This window comes from Streptobacillus ratti, assembly GCF_001891165.1.
In the GTDB taxonomy this organism is placed as follows: Bacteria; Fusobacteriota; Fusobacteriia; order Fusobacteriales; family Leptotrichiaceae; genus Streptobacillus; species Streptobacillus ratti.
Genome location: NZ_LKKW01000110.1, coordinates 1 through 301, shown reverse-complemented (window position 1 = coordinate 301; position 301 = coordinate 1). Strand labels below are relative to the sequence as shown.

The window sequence follows — 301 nt, the reverse complement described above, 5'->3', positions numbered from 1 at the left end:
GGATTAAACTCTATAAATTTATGTATCTTTTCTGGCATTTCAAATATATCTTCTACATTTAATTTATCAGTACATTTTGGATGAGGCACACTATATAAAAAATAGCACTAGTCAACGTGGGAAAGCTGTAAAAAAAGGACTAAAAAAAGCAAAAGGATTTTTAATGCTTACGGCAACACCGGGAAGTAAAATAGAAGAATTTATTAATTATTTCATAATATGGGAGTTTATTAAAAACAAAACGCAATTTCTTAAAAAATATACAATTCAATCTAAATCATATTTTGGAAATTTTATGGAG

1 pseudogene is annotated in these 301 nt (G+C 26.2%); it reads left to right on the top strand.

Features of this window, described 5'->3' with window-relative positions:
• Window positions 1-76 precede the first annotated feature (76 nt).
• Window positions 77-301, top strand: a pseudogene (locus BT993_RS07460) (hypothetical protein); the annotation flags it as partial.